Source organism: Cellulosimicrobium sp. GQ32 (genome assembly GCF_059758455.1).
The window spans coordinates 214,923-234,595 of sequence record NZ_JCAXEP010000008.1 but is presented as its reverse complement, the minus strand read 5'-3'; the positions used below and the strand labels follow the sequence as shown (position 1 = coordinate 234,595).

Here is a 19,673-nt window from a genome sequence, read left to right as displayed (position 1 = left end):
TTGGAAGCGATGCTTCCGCAGCGGCGGCCTTGCCCGTTCCGCACGTTGAGGAACGCAGATCGTGATCTTGCGCATCGCTCTCGGCAGCGGGATCGTGACGGCAACGGCTGCCGGGATCGGGTATGCAATCGCGCGCCGACTCACCGCACCTGTCGGCCCACGAACGTTCGACCTCACTATTCGAGCAGTCGAGCACGACGGCGACGGCGACGGCGACCTGATCGTGCTCGACCGCACCGCGCAGACCACCGCTCCCGGCATCTACAACCTCTGGTTCGAGCACGGCGGCCGGGCACAACTCTCGACCGAGATCGTCGATCGCGGACCCACTCGCGTCGCTCGGCGAGTCACGGGCACCACAGCGGGCCTCATCCCAGGGGGCGGCGGTTGCGCTTCGTGGAGCGGCATTTACTACGCCACCCCAGCCGACGCCGGACTCCACGCCCGCGACATCACCATCACCACTCCGGCAGGGCTATGCCCGGCCTGGCGCATCGACGGCGACCCTTCGACGTGGGCGATCCACATCCACGGCCTCGGCAGCACCCGCGCCGGCACCCTCCGCGGCGTCCTCGCCGCAACCGAACTCGGCTACACCTCCCTCGTCGTCAGCTACCGCAACACCACGGAAGGGCCACGAGCCGGCGCCGGCCGCTCAACCCTTGGCGATACGGAGATGGCCGACGTTGACGAAGCCATCGGATACGCCGTCCGACGCGGTGCTCGCCAGATCGTGTTCTTCGGCTGGTCGATGGGTGCCGCGATCGCCCTCCAGCTCGCCAGCCACCCGCGACACGAGGAGCTGATCGCCGCGCTGGAGCCCTTCGACGCCGGCCACACCCTCTGCTGGAACTCCGACCCCGACCGGTGGCAGGAAGCAGTGACGACCTGGCTTCAAGCACGTGTCCCGCGCTGATCGCTGAACGGAGCGACCACCCTCGGCACCCATCTCGTTCGGCCACGCCCGGAGAAACCCAACTCAAGCCGTACCTCCACCGGTATCATCGTGAGTGTTGGCCTGCCTGGGCCATTGAGCGAGGGAGGACCAACGTGGCTGAGCCGTGGCTGTCCGCAGACGACATCGCCGCCCACCTCGGGGTCACCAAAGACACCGTCTACACCTGGATCGCCGAGAAGGCCATGCCCGCCCACAAGGTCGGACGCCTCTGGAAGTTCCAAGCCAGCGAGATCGACGACTGGGTCCGACGAGGTGGGGCTGCCGCCGACTCCGAACCCTCCGCACCGGGGTGAGCGCATCGCTCGCCCCGAGCCACTAACACTCTGTCGGTGGCACCACATATCCTGATCCACTGCCCAAAATCGGAAGGAGGCACCTCGTGACAGAAGCGACGACCGGCACGACATTGACGCTCGCGACGCTGCGTGCGGGCCAGCGCCTCCGTGGCTTGGTGCCGGGGCAGACGGTCACGCTGATCGCCATCGATCCCATCGACGCTGAGCTGTTCGAGGTCTTCTACCGTGACGACTCGGGTCGCAGCGGTGCGCGGGCGATCACCGATGCCGACGCGGCACGGTTCGAGGTCGCGGGTGACTTCGACTCCGCTCCGGCCTACGATGCCGACCCGGACGAGTTCCGGCTCGCAGCCGAGGCGCTGCGGATCAAGTATGCCGCGCTCTACGATCCGATGGTCGCGGTCAACAGCTCGGATGTTGACCCGCTGCCGCACCAGATTCGCGCGGTCTATGAGGAACTGCTGCCGCGCATCCCGCTGCGGTTCCTGCTGGCCGACGACCCCGGTGCGGGCAAGACGATCATGGCCGGGCTCTATCTGAAGGAGCTGATCCTGCGCTCGGACTGCGAGCGAGCGATCATCGTCGCTCCCGGGGGGCTCGTGGAGCAGTGGCGGGAGGAACTCAGCCAGAAGTTCGATCTGCGCTTCGAAATCTTCAGCCGCCAGATGGTCGACGATGCGCAGGGCCGCAACGTCTTCGCTGAGCACCCGTTCCTGATCGCCCGCATGGACCAGCTCTCCCGCAGCGAAGACCTGACCGAGCAACTCGGCGAGGTCACCTGGGATGTCGCCGTCGTTGACGAGGCCCACCGCATGTCGGCCCACTACTCGTCATGGGCGGGCGAGGTCGATGAGACCAAGCGGTTCAAGCTCGGACGTCTGTTGTCGGAGACCGCGCACAACTTCCTGCTGATGACCGCGACCCCGCATGCAGGCAAGGAGGAGGACTTCCAGCTGTTCATGTCGCTGCTGGATCGCGACCGCTTCGAGGGTCAGTACCGGCAGGGCGTGCACCGCACCGACACCGACGGTCTGATGCGCCGCATGGTGAAGGAAGACCTGCTCACCTTCGAGGGCAAGCCGCTGTTCCCCGAACGCAGGGCCTACACCGTCGAGTACGAGCTGAGCCCGGCAGAGCGCGACCTCTACGAACAGGTCACCGAGTATGTCCGCACCGAGATGGGACGGGCCGAGCGGATCGCCCAGGCCGGGGACAAGAAGCGCGGCAACAACGTCGGGTTCGCGCTCACCGTGCTGCAACGCCGCCTCGCCTCCAGCCCCGAAGCGATCCTGCGGTCCCTGGAACGACGCCAGCAGCGCCTCGACACAAAACTGCGCGACATGCAGCGCATCACCGACGATGCCCGCTTCAGCACTCCTATCTCCTCGCACATCGACGAATGGACGACAGGCAAGACCACGCTCGACTTCGGAAGTGACGCACTGCCCGCGTTCTCGGTCGATGACTTCGAGGACTTTGACGAGGAAACGACCGACGAGGAGCGAGCCCAGTTCGAGGAGCAGGCAGACCAGGTTGTCGATCTTGCCACGGCCGCGCAGACGATCCCCGAGCTGCGGGCTGAGATCGCGATTCTCGAAGACCTCATCAAGGTCGCCCGGCGCGTCCGGCTGCAAGACGATGACAAGAAGTGGGTCCAGCTGCGCACCATCCTCGACGAGCAGCTCCTGACCCACGACGGCTCCGGCGATGCTCGCAAGATCATCATCTTCACCGAGCACCGCGACACCCTCGACTACCTGCAAGCCAAGATCACCGCCCAGTTCGGCCGCGCCGATTCGGTCATCACCATCCACGGCGGCACCCGCCGCGAAGACCGCAAGCTCGCCCGTGAACGCTTCACCCACAACCCCGACACCGTGGTCCTGCTCGCCACGGACGCCGCTGGCGAAGGCCTGAACCTTCAACGTGCGCACCTGATGGTGAACTACGACCTGCCCTGGAACCCGAACCGCATCGAGCAGCGCTTCGGCCGCATCCACCGCATCGGCCAGCGCGAGGTCTGCCACCTGTGGAACATGGTCGCCAGAGACACCCGCGAGGGCGACGTGTTCACCCGGCTGCTGGCGAAGATCGACCAGATGTCGATCGCCTACAACGGCAACCTCTTCAACGTACTCGGCGACGCCGACGCCTTCCAAGAGCGCTCGCTGCGTGACCTGCTGATCGAGGCGATCCGCTACGGCGACCAGCCCCAGGTCAAGGCCAAGCTCGACCGGATCATCGACGCCGGCGTCTCCCACGGCCTCGACGAGATGCTCGCCGAGCGCGCGCTCCACCCCGAGATGTTCTCCGCCCTCAACCTTGACGAGGTGCGGGCGCGCATGGAGAAGGCCCGCGAACGACGCCTCCAGCCCGGCTACATCGCAGCCTTCTTCCTCCCCGCGCTCACCCGGCTCGGCGGACGCATCCGCAAGCGCGAGAACGGCCGCTACGAGATCACCCGCGTCCCGGCCCGCGTCATCGACACGGCGCGTCGCCTCAACCGGTGGGCGCCCGTCGCTGAGCAGTACGAGCGCATCACCTTCGAACTCTCTCGCATGCACCCCGACGGTCTCGCCGATGCCGCCCTCATTGCACCGGGCCACCCGGTGCTGCACGCCGTGATCGAGGCAACCGTCGACGACCTCGGCCCCACCCTCAAACAGGGCACGGTGCTGATCGATCGCCGCACCAAGCAGACAGATGCGCCGATGCTGATGTTCAGCGTCGAGCAACGCATCGAGAACACCGCAGCCGACGCCGACACCGTCTCTCACCACTTCGACTACCCGCTCCTCGAACAAGACGGCACCGTCACAGTCTCCGCTGCACCGCCGTACCTCGACTTCGACCGACCCGATTCGACCGAGACCGAAGCCATCGCTGAGATCGCGGTCGGCGACTGGGCGCGGCAGAACCACGAGAAGCTCGTGCGCGCCTGGGCCTACCGCGAGGGGCTCCAGCCCCGCATGGACGAGATCAAGACCCGCCTCGACATCGAGACCGCGCGCACCCGAGCACAGGTAAAGGATCGCCTGCTGGCAGAGATCAACCACTGGGATCGAGAACACAACCGACTCGAAGCCCTCGAACGAGGAGGCACCGTCGGCAGGCTCCGCGCCGAGACCGCACTCGCTCGCGCCCGACAGCTCGATGAGCGGCTGAGCCACCGGCTCGAACAGCTCGATGAGGCCGCCAACCTTGTCGCCGTACCAGCGGTCATCCGCGGTGCCGCCCTCGTCATCCCCAGCGCTCTCCTCGTGAGCGATGCCGAACCTGAAGCGCAGACGTTCGCACGCCAGACCGAGGAGGTCGAGCGTCGAGCGGTCGAAGCGGTGCTTGCCGCCGAGCGGGCACTCGGACGGGAACCCGTCGAGATGCCGCGCAACAACCCCGGTTACGACATCCAGTCCACCGACCAGAGCGGCTTCGTCCACTACATCGAGGTCAAGGGCCGCATCGAAGGCTCCGACACCTTCACCATCACCACCAACGAGATCACCTTCGCCCAGACCCAAGGCGACAGGCACCGGCTCGCACTGGTCGAAGTCTCAACTAACGGCGCTGCGCACGACCTGCTGCGCTACGTGAGCGACGCCTTCACCCACCTGGAGCCATCCGCGACCACCCGTTCCTACAACGAGGTCTGGCGCGACTACTGGGAACGCGGAGGACCACCGCGATGACCCACACCACCGAGACCAACCTGCCCGACGCCAGCGAGAGAAGCCCCGTGACCACCGCACCCAAGAAGAAGCTCATCGAGGTATCGCTGCCGCTTGAAACTCTCAATGAGGAGACACGCCGAGAAGGCACTATTCGGCAGTCGAAGCCTGCGTCGCTGCACCACTGGTGGTCTCGCAAGCCTCACGTCAACGCCCGCGCAGCGGTATTCGCCCAACTCGTGGATGACCCCTCGTCGCATCCGGACCGGTTCCCAACGCCTGAAGCGCAGGCAGTCGAGCGTGCTCGGCTTCACGAGCTGATGGAACGGATCGCCAAGTGGGAGAACTCGGGCGATAGCTTCTTGATGGAGGAGGCACGCAACGAGATCCGGCTGTCGAATGACGGGCGACTACCTGCTGTGCTTGATCCGTTTTGCGGTGGCGGGATCATCCCTCTTGAGGCTCAGCGTCTCGGACTTGAAGTGCATGCTTCTGATCTCAACCCAGTTGCTGTCCTGGTCACAAAAGCGCTTGTCCAAATCCCACCCTTGGTGAGCGGCAAGGAGCCGGTGTACCCCGGCGCGTCCTCTACCGCAATGAGTTGGACAAGGATGGAGGGTTTCGCGGAAGACCTCAGCCGCTATGGAGCATCCTTGGAAAGGCGAGTCTGGGAGAAGGTTGGGCATCTCTATCCCACTGCCACAGGCCAGGACGGAAGCGAGCTTACCGTCATAGCTTGGAAGTGGGCGCGCACAGTCATGAGCCCAAACCCGGCCAACCGCCTCCAGACGCCGCTCGTCAGCACTTGGTGGCTCAGCATCAACAAGGGTAAAGAAGCGTACGTCGTTCCGGAAGTCCGTGATGGAACGGTCGTGTACACGGTGCGTCGCGACGCCAACGGCCCGAAGGGCGACGATGACTGGACGATAAAGCACGGAAAGGGAGCGAAGGCCGTGGGCGATTCGACGCCCTTCTCTTACGATTACGTACGCGAGGAGGGCGTCAATGGCCGAATCGGGTATGACCTCATTGCGGTGGCGGCGAAGAGCAGGAATGGTCGAGAGTACCTGCCGCCCACCGATCGTGATCGCGAGGCTGCAAGCGTCGAGCGCCCTTCGTCTGATCTAGAAATTGAGATGTCCACCGATTCCCGGTGGTTCTCTCCTCCGGCATATGGGTACAAGAATTTCTCTGATCTTTACCTACCTCGTCAACTGACGATGCTGACGGCTTTCAGCGATACCGTCTCGGAGGTACGTGCCGAAGTCCTGCGCGATGCTGTCGCCGCTGGATGGGAGCACGGGGACGGACTCTCTGTCGCCGGGAGCGGTGCGGTCGCTTATGCAGACGCCATCGCTACGTATCTGGCAATGGCTATCGACAAGCTCGCTGACTTAAACAACTCCTTCTGTCGATGGGAGCCCAAGGCCCAGTGCCCGCGGAACATGTTCGGCGGGCAAGCCATCGCTATGGCATGGGATTTCGCAGAAGCGAATCCGTTCTCGGGCGCCTCTGGGTCGTTTCAGGTCGTGATTGAGGGAATGGTTCGAGCGCTGAGGAACCATTCATTCTCCATCGGCGATACTCGAGCTGGCACTGTTGAGCAAGCAGACGCCGCTTCGCGAGACTACTCAGGGTACGCGGTTGTGACGGACCCGCCTTACTACGACATGATCAGCTACTCCGACTTGTCGGACTTCTTCTACACATGGCTTCGGCGATCGCTCCACGGCGTCTACCCGGACCTCTTCCGGACGATGCTGACGCCGAAGACAGAAGAACTTGTGGCGAACCAGTACAGGCATGGCGGGCGAGAGGGCGCGCGCGAGCGTTTCGTTACTGGGTTCAACGATGTGTTCAAGCGTATTCGTGCTACCGCAAACCCAGATGCCCCGCTACTCGTCTACTACGCATACAAGCAGAAGGAGAGCAGTGACGGAAACAGCGCGTCGAACGGCTGGTACACGCTCCTCGACGGGCTAATCTCCGGCGGATGGGAAGTGACTGCGACATGGCCGATGCGCACCGAACGCGCCGGACGGCTGACAAGCCTGGGGGCGAATTCCATCGCCTCGACGATCCTTCTCGCCTGTCGGCCACGCCCTGAGAGCGCTGTGGCAACAACCCGGCGCGCGTTCACTGCAACACTCAAAGCAACGCTCCCTGAAGCGTTGCGGAAGCTGATGCAAGGTTCAATCGCGCCAGTCGACCTCGCGCAAGCGGCAATCGGACCAGGAATCGGAGTCTTCTCTTCGTATTCACGTGTTCGAGAGGCAGATGGCTCGGACATGGGCGTGCGAGATGCGCTGTTACTCATCAACGCCACACTGGACGAGGTCTTGGGTGAGCAGGAGTCCGATTTCGACCCGGACACGCGGTTCGCTGTCAAGTGGTATCGACAGTACGGCTGGGTATCGGAGAGCTCGGGTATCGCCGATCAGCTCGCGCGTTCTTCGGATACCTCGATTGGCGCCCTGGAGCGTGGCGGCATCTTCGAGGCGAAGGGCGGCAAGGCTCGTCTGCTCTCGCCGTCTCATCTCGAAGGAGCCTGGGACGCAGCAGCGGACGAACGAGTCAGCGTGTGGGAGGCGACGGTTCGGCTTGCCGCGGTGATGTCCAAGGACGGGGCGGACAAGGTGGCGGAGTTGCTGCCGTCAGTGCAGACGCGCGTGAACCTGGATGCGGTGAAGGAGCTGGGCTTCCTGCTGTTCCATGAGGCTGAGAGGAAGAATGACACGAAGGACGCGATCCTCTTCAACGGTCTGGTGAGCGCCTGGGGCGACGTGAACGAGCAGGCGCGCAAGTTTGCCTCGACTCCGCGCTCGTCACAGCAGGAGTTCGACTTCGACGAGGACGAGGATTAGGTCATGCCCGGAAAGCGAGATCAAGCCCAGAGCCGCGGCGCAGCCGCGCGCCGCCCTGGCGCGGACCTGACTCCGTTCCGGGCCATCGCGGAGTCGGTCAGCGCATCGGGTGGTGAGCTCGTCGATCAGGTGTCGGCTCTGATTGAGCAGGCGCAGACGTTCGCGGCCACTCAGGTGGACGCGACGCTCACTCTCCGGAATTGGTACATCGGGCGGATGATCGACGTGGCCGTGCTGCGTGAGGGCCGCGCGGGACACGATCAGGAACTTGTTGCTTCACTGGGGCAACAACTGACCTCCAGGTACGGACGCGGCTTCGACCGGACCAACCTCTACCGGATGGTGCGGTTCTCTCAGCAGTTCGCCGAACCCGAACTTGTTGCCTCACTGGGGCAACAAGTGAGCTGGACCCACTTCAAGGCGCTACTGCCGTTGGCGAACGCGGAGGCGCGAGCGTTCTACGTGAAGGAGACCATCGACCGCCGACTCAGCGTTCGTGAGCTGCGGCACGCCATCGAACGTAAGGCGTTCGAGCGTCGCGAGATTGCCGACTCCCAGATTCCCGAGGGCTCGGCGGTCCCGCTGGACGCCTTCCGCGACCCGATGCTCCTGGACATGCTGGGCCTGGCCGACACCTACTTGGAGCGCGACCTCGAATCAGCACTGGTCCACGACATGGAGGCGTTCCTGCTGGAGGTCGGTCGCGGGTGGGCGTTCGTCGAACGCCAGAAGCGCATGACGTTCGACGGCGACGACTACTACCTCGACCTGCTGTTCTACTCCCGCCCGCTGCGCCGCTTGATCGCCGTGGAGCTCAAGGTCGGGAAGTTCAAGCCGAGCTACCAAGGGCAGATGAACTTCTACCTGAAGTGGCTGGATCGGCACGAACGCCAGCCTGACGAGAACCCGCCCATCGGGCTCATCCTTTGCACTACGGCCAGCCGTGACCAGATCGAGCTGCTCGAACTGCACAAGGACGGGATCGTCGTCGCGGAGTATTGGGCGACGCTCCCACCGAAGGCGGAGCTCCAGGCCCGCATCCAGTCGGTCTATCGGGAGGCACAGGAGCGGATCGCGCGGAGGCAGCTCACCGCAGCGGCGGAAGAGGACATTGATGAGTAGGGATTGGCCGGCGCTGGATGCAGCCTCGTCGGCAGGAAGTAGTGGGTTCTAGGAGACAACGATGGCGATGAACAACCGAGATCGAGTGGGCAAGGCTTTCGACCTGCTCTCCGAGGGGCTCCTGGACGAGGTCGATGAGGTCATGACGCGGGCCTACAAGACTGCTGATTGGCCGGCCGCGTGGGCGAAGGAGGATGCCCAGCGCCGGGGCGGGCCGCTGCGTACGCTGACCAAGCACGATGTGCAGGTGCAGCTCCGCGCGATCACCGAGCAGGGCTATCACTTCAAGGACGTGCTCTCCCGCGCCCAGCAAGGGTTCGCGTCCGAGCTGCGCGAGACCCGGAACCTGTGGGCGCACAACGAGCCCTTCAGCTCCGACGACGCGTCGCGCGCGCTCGACACGATCGAGAGGCTGCTGCACGCGGTCGGCGCGGTCGATTCCGCAGAGGACGTACGGAAGCTGCGCGTCGATCTACAGCGCACGGTGTTCGAAGATCAGACCCGCAAGCAGGTAAAGCGTACGAAGGTGTCGCTCGAACCTGGCTCCGGGCTGCGTCCGTGGCGTGAGGTGATCCGGCCTCACGATGACGTGGCGCGCGGCGCGTTCACCGCCTCGGAGTTCGCGGCCGACCTTCACCTTGTCCACACGGGTCAAGCGACGAGTCCCGAGTACGGCGATCCGGTCGAGTTCTTCACTCGCACCTACCTCACCGAGGGCTTGCGCGACCTGCTGTCGCGGGCGCTGCGACGCCTGAACGGGGAAGCCGGCGCGAGCCCGGTGGTGAACCTTCAGACCAACTTCGGTGGCGGCAAGACCCACTCGATGCTGGCGCTGTACCACCTGTTCAGCGGCACTCCGGTCAAGGACTTCCCGCAGGAGATTCAGGAACTCATCGCCGCGAACGGCAACCCCGACCTCGGCGCGCTCGATGTCCGACGGGTCGCGCTCGTCGGCACCTATCTGAAGGCCGGCTCGCCGATCATCAAGGACGACGGTACCGAGGTTCGCACGCTCTGGGGTGAACTCGCCTGGCAGCTCGGCGGGCGTGAAGCCTACGACCTGATCGCCGAGGACGATCGCGCTGGCACCAACCCCGGCGAAGCGTTGCGCACTCTGATCGTGCGCTACTCGCCGTCGCTGATCCTGATCGACGAGTGGGTGGCGTACGCCCGCCAGCTCGTCACGGACAAGGAACTCCCGTCCGGCTCATTCGAGACGCAGTTCACCTTCGCGCAGTCGCTGACCGAGATCGTGCGCTCCGTGCCTGGCGTGATGCTCGTGGTCTCGATCCCGGCCTCCGACACCGGCACCGAAGGGCGCGGCAGCGACATTGAGATTGGTGGCGCGAACGGCCAGCTCGCGCTTGAACGCCTCCAGAACGTGATCCGCCGTGTCGCCGACCAGTGGCGGCCGTCGAGCAAGGACGAGTCGTTCGAGATCGTCCGCCGCCGTCTGTTCCAGGCTCCGAACGCCGAGGGGCTCACGACCATCTCGGCTGTGGCGCGCAGTTTCACGAACCTGTACCGCAACAACACCGCGCTGTTTCCGCGCGATGCGGCGTCGCCGAACGACGACTACGAGAAGCGCATCCGCGCGTCCTACCCTCTGCACCCCGAGCTGCTGGATCGCTTGTATGAGGACTGGTCGACGCTGGAGCGGTTCCAGCGCACCCGTGGTGTTCTGAAGCTCGTCTCCTCGATCGTCCACGAACTGTGGGCATCCAACGACGCATCGCCGCTGATCCTGCCCGGCAACGTGCCGCTGGATGCGACGACTGTGAACACGGACCTGACGCAGTACCTCGAAGATCAGTGGAAGCCGATCATCGACTCCGACATCGACGGCCCAGGCTCGACCGCACAGCAGATCGACCTCGACCGTCCCAACCTCGGCCAGCGGTTCGTCACCCAGCGCATCGCGCGCACGATCTTCATGGGCGCGGCCCCTCGGATCAAGAGCACCCGCAAGGGACTCGACAAGCAGTACCTCTGGCTCGGCACCGCGGTTCCCGGTGACACCCTCGGGAACTTCGGCAGCGCCGTCGAACTACTCGCGCAGCGCTCGACGTACTTCTATGAGGAGCAGGGCCACTACTGGTTCGACACCCAGCCGTCGGTCACGAAGACTGCGAACGACTACGCCGAGCGGCTCCGTGAGGATGTCGAGACGGTGTGGAACGAGATCACCCGCCGCCTCCAAGGAGAGGAGCGCGTGCGTGGCGTGTTCGACCGGGTTCACATCGCCCCGTCGTCCTCCGCCGACATCCCCGACCTTGAAGACACGCGCCTGGTGATCGCCCACCCGCGGCACGCCCGTCGCAAGCAGGATGGTGCCGACTCGGCCGCGCATGCGTGGGTTCGTGACGCTATCGAGAGCAAGGGCGCGAGCCAGCGTATCCACCGAAACACGCTGATCTTCCTGCTCGCCGACAAGAGCGAGCTGGAGAGCCTCGAAGCCGCGACCCGCAGCTACCTCGGTTGGAAGCGAGTTCAGGCCACCAGCGACAGCCTCAACCTGTCCGCGCAACAGCGCAAGCAGACCGACGACTGGGTCTCCCGGCTCGATCAGACCGTCTCCGACCGCATCCGCGATACCTTCGTTTGGGCGGTCTACCCCGAGCAGTTCGACCCGACCAAGCCGTTCGAACTTTTCGCCGACCGCGTACCCGACTCCGGCGGACGTTCCCTGGCCGAGCGCGTCAGCGCAAAACTTGGGCGCGAGGATCAGCTCGTCACCGACTTCGGCGCGCCGATCCTCGGTGCCACGCTGCATCACGAACTTGGCGCGCTGTGGCGCGATGCGGGCGAGATCACCGTCGGTGAGCTTTGGGGCTACTTCACCCGGTACACCTACCTGCCCCGCCTCGTCCGACGCGAGGTTCTCGACAGCGCCATCGAACAGTCGCTCTCGGCGGTGCTCGTCGACAACGAACGGTTCGCTATCGCATCAGGCAAGGACGCGGAGACTGGCCGCTACCGCAGCCTGCTCGTGGCACCGAACCCGAACACCCGGATTCAGGTCACCGACAGCACACTGCTCATCGAAACTGAGCGCGCCCAGAAGCAAGCCGATGCCGACCGGATCGCTGCCGCGCGTGCGGCCGCGATGAACGCCGCCGCTGACGGTGACCTCGCTGCCGTTGGGCCGGTCGACTTCGTGTGGACGGGCAGTTCGTCCGCTGAGGGCGATGATCCGTCCGAGGCCGAATCCGCGCTGGAGACGGTGCTCGCCCGGTTCTTCGGATCGGTGAAGATCGACTCCGACCGCTACGCCCGTGACATCGGCAACGTGACCCGAGAGGTGATCGACCGCCTTGCCGGCGCAGGCGCGCGGCTTGACATCACCATCGACATTCAGGCCACCAAGCCCGGGGGCTTCGACGAGTCCGAGGTTCGCACCATCGGCGAGAACGCCCGAGTCCTCAAGTTCGACCCCAGCTCCGGCTTCGAGAAGAGCTGAGGGTAGCGGTGGCTCGATTCGGAAACGATCAGACGAACATCGGTCGCCTCGATGTCCGCACGGTGGACGAAGGTGGTCGAGTTGAGGCCTTCTTCGTTCCGACCGAGCTACCTCATGAAGAGTCGTCGGCACGCCAGCGCTTGGCTGAAGGTGTGAAGCTCGTGGAGCTCGACGCTGCAACGGGCATCCTGAAGATTCACCCCATCAACACACTCTCAAACCACAGCGAGTACCTTGGCCCGAAGTACGAGAAGGTGCAGACGCTTTCCCTGGAAACCTCGTTGCTGGATGAGTATTTCGAGGGCTCCGACTTGGAGTCAATCTTTGAGACGCTACCGCCCGGATTTGTAAAGGACTTCGCCTACGGCCTCGGGTTGCTCAAGGACTGCAACCGGCTGATTCGGTTGATCGAGACCAACACTCCCTGCACAGAGATCATCTTCACTGACGGCAACAGCGCCGCAATCAACGGGACAGGGTTCCACCTCGGCCTATCGCGGTTCGCTGCGATCTGGGCCGAGATCGGTCGGATCAATGACCGGGGAAATCGTGCGGCGGGTCGAGTGAAGGACGTATTCGTACACAACAACCTCGCCGCGACGCTTGGTCTCGCCAGCGCGGACTTCTCGCTTGGGCGACACCCGGACTCGCGCGTGATCGCGAAGGCCGCCGACGGGATCGAAGAACTCAGTAGCGTTGAACGTGATGCTTTGGTCGAAGCAGTTGCGTCCGAGTCGGCAGCGATAGCAGCTGGATCACCCCAGAAGTTTCAGCAGCTCAAGCGAGACATCGAGCTTGTCAGCCTTGACCGCCTCATCGAGGCGTACGCAGAGGCCTTGGAACAGGGCAAGGCCGAGCCATACTGGCAAGCCTTCTTCGATGACAACGCCTTCGCGCTGCAACAGGTCTTCGGAGCCCCGATGGTCAGTGTGCGCTCCGGAGCGACGGTAGGTGGTCGCGGCCTGTCGGGAAGCGGCGACAAGATCGCGGACTACCTGTTCAAGAACTCGCTCACGAACAACGTCGCTCTGGTGGAGATCAAGAAGCCGACCACGCAACTGCTGGAAGCTCGTGAGTACCGTCAGGGTGTGTTCGGTCCATCGAAAGAGCTCAACGGCGCAGTCTCCCAGGTACTCGATCAGGCGTACAACCTGACGAAGAACCTCACCGGCCTGAAGGAAAGCTCGCGTCAATGGGACTTGGAGTCCTACGCCGTCTCCTGCTTCGTGGTTGCCGGACGGACACCATCGGCCAGCGATCCTGCAAGGCAGAAGTCGTTCGAGTTGTATCGCGCGAACTCCCGCAGCGTGACGATCGTGACCTACGACGAGATTCTTGAGCGACTGCGACTGCTTCGCGACTTCATCACGCCAGCCGCGCCCACAGCCGAGGAGGTCTGATCGAGATGGCACGCCCACCTGCATGGAGGCACACGCTCGACGAGGCTCGGCGACAGGCTCTCGTTGCGATCGACTTCTACAACCGTCCTGGTGATCGACGCAGCTTCAGTGACTTCATCGTCCACATCCACCTCGCGTGGCAGAACCTGCTTCACGCTGACCGGATGCGCCGCAAGGCGGAGATCTTCTACCGTGAGTCAGGCGGGCGGCGACTCTTCAAACGAAACCCGGATGGCTCGAAGAAGACCTGGGACCTGACCCAGTGCCTCAGGCATGAGTTCAAGGAAAACGACCCGATCAGGGCCAACGTCGAGTTCTTCGTCGGGCTGCGGAATCACGTAGAGCACCGATTCCAGGACTCGGTCTTGGTCGCTACAGCCGCAGAGGCGCACGCCTGCATCATCAACTTCGAGGCGGAACTCGTACGCAGGTTCGGCTCCCGCGAGACGCTGGGTTCGGAACTGAAGTTCCCCGTCTTCGTGCAGTCCCTCAGCCCTTCGAGGTACGAGGAACAACGCAACCTCCGTCGCGGCCTACCCGCGGCCGTCTCAAGCTTCATCACCGAGTTCCAAGTCGGCCTACCTGACGAGGTGCGCAGTGACGAGCGATTCGCCTACCGCCTCCTGCTGCTTCCGATGAAGGGACCAAAGACGGAGGCGGACCTCGCACTCAACTTCGTGCGACAGGAAGACCTCAGCGAGGAGGAACTTCAGGCGCTCCTCGGGCAGGAAGGCAGCGTGATCGTTGCCGAGAAGTACCGCGAAGCAGTGCACGGCGATGAAATGCTGCCCAAGGCGGCTGCGGCTGCGGTGGAGCAGCGCATTCCCTTCAGGTTCAGAGTCAACGACTTCACCGCCATCCGGAAGGCGTGGCAGATCGGCCCGGCCAAGAGCGGCGACAAGGAGCAGTTGCCGAAGTCAGACGGCTACTGCGTCTACTCACCGGCGTTCAAGCAGTTCGTATACCGGCCGAAACTCGTCGACCGGATAGTCGGAGCGGTCGATACTGCCGAGAAGTACCAAGCGCTACTTGGCCGCGCACCGACCATGAAGGCCTTGGACGGAACCTGAGCGGGCTTCCAGAAGATCGAGTGCCTGCGCAGCCTGTAGTGGCAGGACTCCGTTGCCGAGCGCCGTGATCTGCTGGTTCTGCGTCAGGTGGTCGGTGTCGGTAACCCAGCCTGCGGGCAAGCCCATGAGCCATTCGACGAATGCCGGTGCTGGGCGGGGGCCGTCGGCGTTGTCCAGGAGGGCTGGTGCTGGCGCGGGTCGCCCGGTGGGGCTGCTGCACGGATCTGTGACATCTCAGATCGCTTGCTCGCCGAGCAGGCTGGAAGGATGTTGCTGTGCCCAGGCCCTATCCCCGTGAGTTTCGTGAGGACGTCGTGCGGGTCGCCCGGAACCGTGGTCCCGGTGTGACGCTGGCACAGATCGCCCAGGACTTCGGGGTCCATGAGATGACGATCACGAAGTGGTTGCGTGCCGCCGATGTCGAGGACGGCGTGAAGCCCGGCGTCGCCTCGGAGCACGCACGGGAGTTGCGTGAGGCTCGACGTCGGATTCGGTTGCTGGAGCAGGAGAACGAGGTCCTGCGGCGGGCGGCGGCGTACCTGTCCCAGGCTCAGCTGCCGGGAAAAGGCTCTACCCGCTCGTGAGAGAGCTCGCCGCGGCCGGTGCCCCGATCAGGGTGCCGGTCGCGGTGGCGTGCCGGGTGCTCAAGCTCCACCGCCAGCACTACTACGCCTGGCTCGCCCAGCCGGTCACCGGCGGCGAGCTCGAGGAGGCGTATCTCGCGAACGCGGTCTTCGATGCCCACCGTGAGGACCCCGAGTTCGGCTACCGGCTGCTGTTCGACGAGGTGAACGCGGCCGGGCACAAGGTCAGTGAGCGCACGGTGTGGAAGATCTGCTCGGCGAACCAGTGGTGGTGCGTGTTCGGCAAGAAGCGCCGCGGGAAGAATGGGCGGCCCGGCGCGCCCGCGCACGATGACCTGGTGCGTCGCGAATTCACCGCTCCTGGCCCGAACCGGTTGTGGTTGACGGACATCACCGAGCATCCCACCGCTTGAATTCCAGCGGTCGTCGCAACGGCTATGAGGCGTCCAGTAGAGCAGCGAGGCGCTCGGCCGGGGTGTCCCAGTCCAGTGATCAGCGTGGTCGGGCGTTGAGTTCGTCGGCGACGATCTGGAGCTCGCCGCGGTCGTGGGCGCGCAGGTCAGTGCTCTTGGGGAAGTACTGGCGGAGTAGTCCGTTGGTGTTCTCGTTGCTACCGCGCTGCCAGGGAGATGCCGGATCGGCGAAGTAGACACTCATCCCGGTAGCCATCGCGAAGGCGCGATGTCCGGACATCTCGGCACCCTGATCCCATGTCAGCGAGCCCCGCAGTGCTGTTGGCAGAGCCGAGACGGCAGCGATCAAAGAGTTGCACACGGCCTCGGCCGTTCGCTCGCCAGCAAGGTGGCCGAGCACGACGAACCTGCTCGATCGTTCCACGATCGTGGCGATCGCCGAAGCGCTGGAAGCGCCGACGATGAGGTCGCCTTCCCAATGACCCGGTACCGCTCGGGACTCGACTTCCGCGGGGCGCTCGGAGATCGGGGTCATCGGGTCGACGAACCGCGGTGTGCGCGAACTGGCGTCGCGACGGGGACGACGGGCCACCCGACCGCGGCGCAACTGACGGGCGAGCTCTCGTTTGAGCTCGCCGCGGGCATGCACGTAGATCGCCTGATAGATCGTCTCGGCGCTCACGCGCATCTCCGGGTCGTCGGGGAAGTCCTTGATCAGCCTGTGGCTGATCTGCTGCGGTGACCACTTCTTGCCCAGTCTGGTCCGCACGTAGTCGCGCAGCGGCCCCTCGTCGGCGAGCTTGGCCGTCTTGGGCCGCCGCCGGCGCTGCACCGAGGCCCGGTGCGCCCCGTGGGGCATGTACCCGTGCACGGTGGTCGTGTTCCTCGCGAGCTCCCTACTGATCGTGGACGCGGACCGTCCCATCGCTCCAGCGATCGCACGGATAGACAGCCCGTCCTTTCGCAGGTCGTGCAGTCGTTCGCGTTCGAGAAGGCTCAGGAATCGTGGGTGGATCACCCGCTCGACCCGCTCCAGGTCGATCCGTTCACCCAGCACATACTTCGTCCGCGGCGCCCTCACGGCGGCAAGTCTCTCGGCTGGTCGATACCTCACGACGCGACCGTCCGGATAGACCCGGCCCCCGTAGAAACTCCGGATGCCCTTGTCCCAGTCCGCCGCTGAGCGACGATCCACGCCGACCTGCGCTGCCGCTTGGGCGCGCGTCATCCCCGCCGCGCGCAGGCGGTCGAACTCCTCGCGCTGCGCGTCGATGCTCTTTCCCGTGAAGATGCCGGCCTGGTGGGCCCACTTGTAGCAGGTGACACGCACGAACCCGAGCTCGCGGGCGACCCCCGAGACGTTCCCGCTCTCGGCGAGCAGCTCGAAGAACCGGTCCTTGTCCGCCTGGGAGTACTCCCGAGGGGAAGGACGCGGTGTCGCCATGCCCGCCGCGCGAACCCATCGGTAGCCCGTGTCCGGCGGGACCCCGACCGCCCGCGCCGAAGCCCGTACCGTTCCCCCACGATCGACCAGCGCCAAGAACCGGTCGCGCTGCTCGTCGCTGTACTTCTTCGCTGGCACCGCCAACACCTCCACGATGGTGTTGCGACGACCGCTGGAGTTCAAGTGGTGGGATGCTCGGTGATGTCGGTGACCCACAGCTCGTTCACGCCATCACGGGCGAACTGCCGGTCTACCAGGTCGGTAGAGATCAGGTCGGGGCGGGCCCGACGCCACTTCGGTCGCCCACCGACGCCCTTGAGCCCGGCGCGGGCCATGAGTATCTCAACGGTCCCGTGCCAGATCTGGATGCCGTGGCCCCTGGCGAGCTCGGCGTGCACCCGCCGGGCGCCGTAGATGCCCCAGAGGCGGTGTGGATGGCGCGGATGGTCTCGGTGAGCAGGGTATGCCGCACATGACGGGCTGAGGGTGCCCGCACTAGCGAGGCGTAGTAACCGGACTCCGAGCAGCCGAGAGCCCGCACTGCGGGCTGAACTGGCAGCCCTTCACCGGCCATCACCGCGATCGCTTCGAACCGCCTTTTGGGGGCACCACCCTCCCCAACAGCTCGCTCGCGCGCCGGTGGATCGCCAGCTCGGTCTCGAGCTCGACGATCCGCTTCCTCGCCGCGGCCAGCTCGGCCTTCTCCGCACTGCTCAGGCCCGGCTCGAGGCCCTTGTCGATGCGGTCCTGGCGCCGCCAGGCGTAGATCGTCTGGTCGCTGATCTCCAGATCACGCGCCACGTCCGTGACCTTGCGGCCCGATTCGAGCAGGTCCAAAACCTTGCGCCGGAACTCCGACGGATACCCACGACGTCCCACGAGGCCCCTCCTACACGGTCAGGTGGCACAAGAATCCAGTAATCCGACTCCACGGAACGCGGGACACACCAACCTCGAGATCCAGCCCGCGTAACCAAGAACGCCCGACAACCAGGCGCCGAGTACTACCCACAACCGATTACGGGACAGCCTCTAGAAGCCAAGAACGGAGTTGTCCGTTCCGACGCGTCGACCGCCGAGTGCCTCCGTCCAGGATCACGTCAGTGGTCGACGGTCTCTCAAGCTCGCGGCCCCTCGTACGTCGCCGACCAGTCTCGGAGCAGCACGCGGAGGCGCTCGGCCCGGGGGTCCTGCTCCCCGTCGGGGCCCCCGGGACTTGTTGCGTGTGCGACTACGGCGTCGAGGTCCACGTTCGACGCGAGCTGATAGAGCAGGCCGATCATCAAGTCGACCGCACTCCAGTCCGCGACCTTTGCCCCCGCTTCCGTGTACGGAATGCGCAGGTCAATGTCAGAGTACGTGGCGGCGTTGACCGCTCCCCGCAGTCCCGTCAGACTCAGCGCGCGCCGAATTGCGGCGTCCGAGATCGACCGCGTGACGCGTGGAACGCCTCCCGTTGCCACCGCGCGCGTCGCTGGCGAAACGTCGGATTCGGGGACGTGCTGGATCACCGCACCCCAGGCTCCACCATCTGGCTCGGTCCCGGCGAGGGTCGCAATGGCCGCTGGAACGAACACCGCCAGTGCTTCAGCTGCCGCGACAGCCTCGATATCGCCGTTGAAGCGGATCCGGTGCATGAAAACTCGGGCGTCGGTATCGATTGCCTCGCGCGAGTATGGCGTCAGTCCAATAGCGGTCAGGCGTGCTCCTTCAGCGAGTTCGAGTCGTCCACCCAGGAAGCTCATGACGTCTCCTTCCCGTTGAGATGGGCGGCGACGAGCTCACGAATCTCGTGGGCGGCCATCACTAGCGCGGCTCGGCTGATGTCGAAGGTGAGACCATCGGGCTCTACGATATCGGCGTCAAGGTCCGGCTTGACCAGCACTTCGATCGTGACGCCAAATGGAGTCGAATCCAACACCGAGAGCGCGACGCCGCTTGCCTCGTCCGCAACCGTCGGCACGGACTGTTCGGGGTATTGCTCGTGCGCTCCAGCCATATACGCGTCAGCGAGAGCGGAGAGGAATCGACCAGAGACCGATCGAGCGAGGTAGCGCACGAGTCGATCCGGCGAGAGCATCTCAATGTCGACCAGTAGGCTCGACTTCGTCCCAAACTCTGTTGCGGCCATCAGGTCAGGCACAGGCACGAGCGCGAAAGATGCGCCATCGCGGGAGAGTAGTCGGACGTTCACGCCGAGAACGTCTCCTCAGCCTGCGATGGCGGGCACCAGACCATGACCACGCGGGTCATGTGATGCTCGCACTCCTCGGTCAGGTGCAGCTCGAAGTCGCCGTCTTCGGAAAGTCCAGTCCGAGTACCTTCCGTCAGGGTGACGTATGAGCCGCACACCGTGCACGGCTCGTACGTCGTGCGCGCGATCCTCGCGCCGTATCG

The 19,673-nt window shown here is 64.7% G+C and carries 15 protein-coding genes and 1 pseudogene; 10 read left to right on the top strand and 6 right to left on the bottom strand.

Annotated features, from left to right (window positions below):
- Positions 1 to 61 precede the first annotated feature (61 nt).
- From AC6CH9_RS14755 to AC6CH9_RS14710, 10 genes are all read left to right on the top strand, one after another.
- Positions 62 to 916 carry an alpha/beta fold hydrolase gene (locus AC6CH9_RS14755; RefSeq protein WP_498155557.1) on the top strand — a complete coding sequence of 285 codons (855 nt, stop codon included), beginning with the start codon at positions 62 to 64 and terminating at the stop codon, positions 914 to 916.
- Between the two features lie 134 nt (positions 917 to 1,050).
- A complete protein-coding gene (locus AC6CH9_RS14750; protein ID WP_259878504.1) occupies positions 1,051 to 1,251 on the top strand; it encodes a helix-turn-helix domain-containing protein in 201 nt (66 codons plus the stop codon).
- An 86-nt stretch (positions 1,252 to 1,337) separates the two neighbouring features.
- Positions 1,338 to 4,940 (top strand): helicase-related protein, encoded by a 3,603-nt coding sequence (locus AC6CH9_RS14745; RefSeq protein WP_498155556.1) that lies wholly within the window; start codon positions 1,338 to 1,340, stop codon positions 4,938 to 4,940.
- Positions 4,937 to 7,783 (top strand): DUF1156 domain-containing protein, encoded by a 2,847-nt coding sequence (locus tag AC6CH9_RS14740; protein WP_498155555.1) that lies wholly within the window; start codon positions 4,937 to 4,939, stop codon positions 7,781 to 7,783. The genes AC6CH9_RS14745 and AC6CH9_RS14740 overlap by 4 nt, the downstream gene beginning before the upstream one ends.
- Positions 7,784 to 7,786: 3 nt before the next feature.
- The gene (locus tag AC6CH9_RS14735; protein WP_498155554.1) at positions 7,787 to 8,905 is read left to right on the top strand and encodes a PDDEXK nuclease domain-containing protein; all 1,119 of its coding nucleotides are present in this window, start codon (positions 7,787 to 7,789) and stop codon (positions 8,903 to 8,905) included.
- Between the two features lie 61 nt (positions 8,906 to 8,966).
- A complete protein-coding gene (locus tag AC6CH9_RS14730; protein ID WP_498155553.1) occupies positions 8,967 to 12,365 on the top strand; it encodes a DUF499 family protein in 3,399 nt (1,132 codons plus the stop codon).
- A gap of 8 nt (positions 12,366 to 12,373) precedes the next feature.
- Complete coding sequence (locus tag AC6CH9_RS14725; RefSeq protein ID WP_498155552.1) at positions 12,374 to 13,765, top strand: Shedu immune nuclease family protein; 1,392 nt, start codon at positions 12,374 to 12,376, stop codon at positions 13,763 to 13,765.
- A 5-nt stretch (positions 13,766 to 13,770) separates the two neighbouring features.
- Positions 13,771 to 14,835, top strand: coding sequence for a DUF3644 domain-containing protein (locus tag AC6CH9_RS14720; protein ID WP_498155551.1), 1,065 nt, complete (start codon positions 13,771 to 13,773; stop codon positions 14,833 to 14,835).
- A gap of 275 nt (positions 14,836 to 15,110) precedes the next feature.
- On the top strand, positions 15,111 to 15,419 hold the full coding sequence (locus tag AC6CH9_RS14715) for an IS3 family transposase (protein WP_043657873.1): 309 nt from the start codon (positions 15,111 to 15,113) through the stop codon (positions 15,417 to 15,419).
- Complete coding sequence (locus AC6CH9_RS14710; protein ID WP_498155550.1) at positions 15,416 to 15,832, top strand: hypothetical protein; 417 nt, start codon at positions 15,416 to 15,418, stop codon at positions 15,830 to 15,832. The genes AC6CH9_RS14715 and AC6CH9_RS14710 overlap by 4 nt, the downstream gene beginning before the upstream one ends.
- A 79-nt stretch (positions 15,833 to 15,911) precedes the next feature.
- Here AC6CH9_RS14710 and AC6CH9_RS14705 read toward each other — a convergent pair whose 3' ends face one another.
- From AC6CH9_RS14705 to AC6CH9_RS14680, 6 genes and pseudogenes are all read right to left on the bottom strand, one after another.
- Positions 15,912 to 17,060 carry an IS30 family transposase gene (locus AC6CH9_RS14705; protein WP_498155561.1) on the bottom strand — a complete coding sequence of 383 codons (1,149 nt, stop codon included), beginning with the start codon at positions 17,058 to 17,060 and terminating at the stop codon, positions 15,912 to 15,914.
- Between the two features lie 219 nt (positions 17,061 to 17,279).
- Positions 17,280 to 17,414, bottom strand: a pseudogene (locus AC6CH9_RS14700) (transposase); the annotation flags it as partial.
- A gap of 41 nt (positions 17,415 to 17,455) precedes the next feature.
- Entirely contained in the window at positions 17,456 to 17,692 is a 237-nt protein-coding gene (locus tag AC6CH9_RS14695) for an IS3 family transposase (RefSeq protein WP_498155560.1), read from the bottom strand.
- A 157-nt stretch (positions 17,693 to 17,849) separates the two neighbouring features.
- Entirely contained in the window at positions 17,850 to 18,155 is a 306-nt protein-coding gene (locus AC6CH9_RS14690) for a transposase (protein WP_498155549.1), read from the bottom strand.
- A 239-nt stretch (positions 18,156 to 18,394) separates the two neighbouring features.
- Positions 18,395 to 19,021, bottom strand: a complete 627-nt coding sequence (locus AC6CH9_RS14685) for a hypothetical protein (protein ID WP_498155548.1) — start codon at positions 19,019 to 19,021, stop codon at positions 18,395 to 18,397.
- Positions 19,018 to 19,470, bottom strand: a complete 453-nt coding sequence (locus tag AC6CH9_RS14680) for a hypothetical protein (RefSeq protein ID WP_498155547.1) — start codon at positions 19,468 to 19,470, stop codon at positions 19,018 to 19,020. Before AC6CH9_RS14680 ends, AC6CH9_RS14685 begins: the two co-directional genes overlap by 4 nt.
- Positions 19,471 to 19,673: the final 203 nt, after the last annotated feature.